The 5,051-nt window shown below is 69.1% G+C and carries 5 protein-coding genes; 1 reads left to right on the top strand and 4 read right to left on the bottom strand.

Going from position 1 to position 5,051, the window contains the following annotated elements:
- Positions 1-37 precede the first annotated feature (37 nt).
- Entirely contained in the window at positions 38-385 is a 348-nt protein-coding gene (locus tag ACFV3E_RS46370) for a carboxymuconolactone decarboxylase family protein (RefSeq protein ID WP_500542549.1), read from the bottom strand.
- A 49-nt stretch (positions 386-434) separates the two neighbouring features.
- Entirely contained in the window at positions 435-1,223 is a 789-nt protein-coding gene (locus ACFV3E_RS46365; RefSeq protein ID WP_500542547.1) for an SDR family NAD(P)-dependent oxidoreductase, read from the bottom strand.
- A 351-nt stretch (positions 1,224-1,574) separates the two neighbouring features.
- Here ACFV3E_RS46365 and ACFV3E_RS46360 point away from each other — a divergent pair, with 351 nt between their 5' ends.
- A complete protein-coding gene (locus tag ACFV3E_RS46360) occupies positions 1,575-2,468 on the top strand; it encodes a LysR family transcriptional regulator (RefSeq protein WP_500542545.1) in 894 nt (297 codons plus the stop codon).
- Between the two features lie 490 nt (positions 2,469-2,958).
- Here the strand turns inward: ACFV3E_RS46360 and ACFV3E_RS46355 are convergent, their stop codons facing one another.
- Positions 2,959-4,398: a dihydrolipoyl dehydrogenase family protein gene (locus tag ACFV3E_RS46355; RefSeq protein ID WP_500542543.1), complete on the bottom strand. Its 1,440-nt coding sequence runs from the start codon at positions 4,396-4,398 to the stop codon at positions 2,959-2,961.
- Between the two features lie 71 nt (positions 4,399-4,469).
- The gene (locus ACFV3E_RS46350) at positions 4,470-4,943 is read right to left on the bottom strand and encodes a VOC family protein (RefSeq protein ID WP_500542541.1); all 474 of its coding nucleotides are present in this window, start codon (positions 4,941-4,943) and stop codon (positions 4,470-4,472) included.
- Positions 4,944-5,051: the final 108 nt, after the last annotated feature.

Below are 5,051 nucleotides of genomic sequence, written 5' to 3'. Positions count from 1 at the left end.
GTGCGATGCCCGGCGGCGGCCGTCGTGCCGTGTCGGGTCAGGCGACGGCGCTGCCGTCGGCCTGGTCGAAGAACTTCATCGCCATGAAGCCGTGCGCGTAGCCGCCGCCCGCGCGCAGGGCCGCCGCGATCATGACGGTCTCTGCGAGTTCCTGCTGCGTCGCGCCCGCGGCGTGCGCGGCCTTGGTGTGTGCCTCGATGCAGTAGGCGCACTGTGTGGTCAGTGCCACGGCGACCGCCATGAGTTCGGTGTACTTGGCGGGGATGACCTTGTCGTTCCCGCGCAGGACCTGTGTGTCCCAGGCCATGAACGCCTTGAAGGCCTCCGGGGCGCCAGCGCGGATGTGCTTGGCGTACTGGTGGTCGGTGTGCTCGTGGTAGGACACGCGGTCTCCTTGCTGTCGGCTGGGGGAAGGGCGGATGGGCGCGGGCCGCTCAGTACTTGTTGCGTCCCGCCCGGACGCCGCCGTCCACGTCCCAGGTGGCGCCGGTGACCCAGTCGGCCTGGTCGGACAGGAGGAAGGCCACGGTGGGAGCGACGTCTTCGGGGGTTCCGACCCGGCCCAGGGGGTGGAAGCTGTTGAGCCCGTCGAGCACGGAGTCGATCTCGTCCTTCGGGATGAACGCCTCGTAGATCGGCGTGCGGACGACCGCGGGGGCCACCGTGTTGACCCGGATTCCGTACGGCGCAAGTTCCATGGCGAGATGCTGCGTGAGCGAGTGCAGACCGGCCTTCGCCACGGAGTACGCAGACGAGGGGGTCGCCGCCATGGCCTGGTGCGCGAGCATGCCGCCGATGTTGACGACGGCTCCCTTGGTGCCGCGAGCGATCATGTTTTTGGCGACGGTCTGGGTGATGAAGTAGAAGGCCCTGGTAATGGCCTGGTAGCGGTCGTAGTCCTCCTGGGTGTGCTCCAGGAAGGTCTTCGGCTCGAAGACGCCGGCGGCGTTGACCAGCAGGGTGGCGTCAGGGTGCTCCTCGGTCAGTGTGTCGCGCAGCCGGTCGACGGCGGCGCGGTCGAACAGGTCCACGGCCAGGCCCACGCCCTTGCCCGACCCCGCCAGCTCGGCCACCGCCTTCGCGGCGCTGCTTTCGGAACGGCCGGTGACGACGGCGCTGCCGCCGCCCTCGAGGACACGGCGGGCGACGGCCAGCCCCATTCCGCTGGTACCGCCGATGACGACGACCTTCTGTCCGGTGAAGTCGAGGGTATTGCTGGACATGAAGTGCTCCTTGGTACGTGTTCTGCGCGGGCTGCGCCGAGCCGCGGTGGCTCGTACGGGCACACGGGAACAGTGCGAGGTGCCCGCCCTGACCGCCGGTATTTCCGGCCCGTGCTCCCGGGCAATGCACCGAGAATGGGCTCCGGGTAGCGCGCTTGATTCCCCATATCGCCGACCCGAGAGGATCGGGGGCGATGTGAGGTTGCGACTCGAGGACTCACCGGTGCGGCCGGCCCTCGAGCGTCGGGGGGAACGCCTCAGACTGTAGGGCGATCCGCAAGGCGCCGGTAGAGGACCGATGCGAATGCGGGCATAGCGTGCGGCTATCGCGCGGAGGGGATAATCGTCAGCGTGAACATCGAGGCGTTGCGTTACATTCAGGCCGTCTCCCGGACCCAGTCCTTCAGTGCGGCCGCACGGGCCTACGGCGTGACACAGCCGGCCCTGTCCAACGGTGTCGCCCGGGTGGAGGAGGAGCTCGGCGTCAAGCTCTTCGACCGCTCGCCCCGCGGGGTCAGACCCACCACGCACGGCGCCCGCATCCTGCCCCTGATCGACGACGTGCTCGGCGGCCTCGACACGCTCGTCGCCGAGAGCCGGCGGCTGGCCCGCCCTGTCGCGCAGACAATCCGCATGGGGGTGTCACCGCTGATCGGGGCCGATCTCGTCGCCCAGGTGTTCCAGACCGCCCGCGGTCTGGAGCGGCCGCACGACCTGGTCCTGCGGGAGGCGGACCTCGAGCCGCTGAGCCGGGACCTGGAGGCGGGCCGGCTGGACATCGTCCTCGTCCCCGCGGTGGCGGGCCTGCCGACGCTCCGGCACCGGGTCATCATGCGCGAACCGCTGGTCGTGATCGACCCCACCGCTTCCGGGGACAACGACCCCGTGGAGCTCAAGGACGCGGCCGACGCCGCCTACATCCTCGGCCCCGCCACCTGCGGACTGACCACCTTCACCACGGAACTCTTCCACGACAACCACCTGCCGCTGCGCGCCTATCCCGGTGAGGCCGGCAGCTTCCGGGCGGTGGACGAGTGGGCGGCGATCGGCTTGGGAGCGGCGCTCCTGCCCCAGTCCAAGATCACGCACAAGCACACCAGTTGCCGCCCCCTTCTTCAGGCGGGAGCCCCGGTCGAGATCGCCTACGAGGCGGTCTGGGATTGCGACACCCCGCTCGGCGCCGACCTGGAGGAACTGGTCACGGCGCTGATCCAGGCCGCGGAGGCCCCGAGGGCAGCCCGTTAGGAGCAGCCACCGGAAAACCGGTGACCGATTTCCCGAATCACCGGCCGTCGCCGCGAATACCGCGGCCTGTTTCACGGCCCCTTTTCTCGGACAATTCTCGTGCGGAGTTCCGATCCGATTACGAAGCATGGGAAATCGGCTTTTCCGGCGAGCCGTGGATCGCGTTATGCGCGCAGGGTCGGCGGGTGTAGAATAATCCACACCAGCAAGACTTCGTGAGCGACAAAGGCGAACCGCTATGCAGTGTTATGACTGCGTCCTCAAAAGTCGTGCCTCCACCGTCACCGATCTCTTGAGCCCGGCGATCGCCGTTGCCGCTTGCGCTCGATGCGGGGCCGGGATCTGCGGAGGGCACCTGCATGCCACGACCATCCCGGTCTCCGGTTCTCGTGACTCCTCCGAACCGGCGGCCGAGGCCAGACGACTGACGTGCGGCGTCTGCTACGAAGCGGAGCGCGCGATCGCGACCGCTCGCTGAGCCACCCCGCCCCTAACCGCGGTAGGTTTCCAGCAGCCGTAGCCAGACCTCGCTGATCGTGGGGAAGGCGGGTACGGCGTGCCAGAGGCGTTCGATGGGCACCTCGCTGGTGACCGCGATGGTCGCCGAGTGCAGTAGCTCCGCGACGTTCGGGCCCACGAAGGTGACCCCGACCACGGTGCGCCGGTCGGTGTCGACGAGCATGCGGGCCTTGCCGCGGTAGCCGTGCGCGTACTGGAAGGCGCCGGCGACCCCGCCGATGTCGTAGTCCACCACTTTGACGCTCCGTCCGGTGCGCCGCGCCTCTTGTGCGGTGAGGCCGACGGCGGCGACCTCAGGGTCGGTGAAGATCACCTGCGGTACGGCCGCGCTGTCCGCGGTCGCCACGTGCGCACCCCATGGGCCGTCGTCGACCGGTTCCCCGTGGGCGCGAGCGCCGATCACGGCACCCGCGATGCGGGCCTGGTACTTGCCCTGGTGGGTCAGGAGGGCGCGATGGTTCACGTCGCCCACCGCGTAGAGCCATCCGTCCGTGACGGCGGCGACCCTGAAGGTGTCGTCGACGGTGAGCCAGTCGCCGGGTTCCAGACCGATGGTCTCCAGGCCGATGTCACCGGTGCTCGGGCGGCGGCCGGTCGCGCAGAGGACCTCGTCGACGGCCAACTGCTCGCCGTCCGCCAGGGTGATGTGCACCTCGCCGCCGGCTGTTCCGTCCCGCGTCACGGACGTGAGGGCGGCATCGAAGCGCAGGGCCACGCCCGTCTCGCGCAGCGCGTCGGCGACCATCTCGCCGGCGAACGGCTCCATCCGGGAGATCAGGCCGCTGCCTCGCACCACCATCGTCACGTCGGCACCGAGCCCCCGCCAGGCGGTGGCCATCTCGACCGCCACGACGCCGCCTCCGACGACAGCCAGCCGGTCCGGCACACGGTCCGCGCCGGTCGCCTCACGGTTGGTCCACGGACGGACGTCGTCGATGCCGGGCAGGTCCGGTATCGCCGGACCGGTACCGGTGCACACGGCGACGGCATACCGCGCGACGAGCCGTACGGTCCCGCCGTCAGGGCTGGTCACCAGGACCGTCCGGGGGCCGTCGAGGCGGCCGTGACCGCGTACGAGGTCGACGGAGACGGACGCCAGCCACTCCACCTGGTCGTCGTCCTGCCAGTGCCGGACGATCTCATCGCGGTGCGCGAGGACGGCGGCCACGTCCAGGGGGCCGCCCACGGCCCGGCGCAGTCCCGGCACTCGGAGCGAGTCAGCGCGTCCCAGCACCGGCCGCAGCAATGCCTTGCTCGGCTCACACGCCCAGTACGAGCATTCGCCGCCGAGGAGTTCACGTTCCACGATCACGGTACTCAGGCCCGCGGCCCGGGTCCGATCGGCCACGTTCTCGCCCACGGGGCCCGCGCCGAGGACGACGACGTCGTACGTTCGCTGGTTGTCGTTCACGGCGTTCCTGTGTCTTTCCCGGGTCTCGGACCGCTCGCGTCGTGAAGCGGGGGTGCATGCGGTCGCCGGTCTCATCGTCCGGGCTGGCGTTCCGTGATCTCCTGCAGCACCCAGCCGTTTCCGTCCGGATCGCTGAAGGTCGCGTAGGAGGCGTAGGAGGTGCGGGCGGACTCCGGTCCGGAGATCCGCTCCTGGCCTGCACCGCGGTGGGTAGCCTCTCCCGACTCATGGCCGTGGTGAAGAAGCCCACCGGAATCGTGGAATACCGCGCTGACCTCGATGCCCCGGCCGACGAGCTCCGCGCGGGCCTGCTCGACGTCCGTGACGATCAGATACAGACCCTGCGCGGTTCCCGGGGCGGTGGCGATCATTCCCTTGCCGAAGATGATCGAGCACGGGGATCCGGGAGGCGTGAGGTGCACCAGCCGATAGTCGTCGCTGAACGTGTTGTCGACGTCCAATCGGAATCCCGCCGCCTCGTAAAACGTTTTGGCCCGATCGACGTCGGAGACGGGCAGAACGATGACTTCGAGCTTCAGTTCCATCTCTTTCACCTTCAGGACTCCGTTGGGAAAGTCGTGATTCGGGCGTGACAGTGTCGTTTGTCTTGTTGATGGCTATGGTCGTTGGCGGGATGGAGGAGCGGGATGTCG

Origin of the sequence: Streptomyces sp. NPDC059718 (assembly GCF_042733315.1) — a bacterium.
Lineage (GTDB): Bacteria > Actinomycetota > Actinomycetes > Streptomycetales > Streptomycetaceae > Actinacidiphila.
Note: the sequence above shows the minus strand (reverse complement) of the source record. Positions and strands in the feature narration are given on the sequence as shown.

What these genes read in the sequence shown, in the direction of transcription:
- ACFV3E_RS46365 (WP_500542547.1), bottom strand. Translation starts at nt 1,223, where the DNA reads ATGTCCAGCAATACCCTCGACTTCACCGGACAGAAGGTCGTCGTCATC.
- ACFV3E_RS46350 (WP_500542541.1), bottom strand. Translation starts at nt 4,943, where the DNA reads ATGGAACTGAAGCTCGAAGTCATCGTTCTGCCCGTCTCCGACGTCGAT.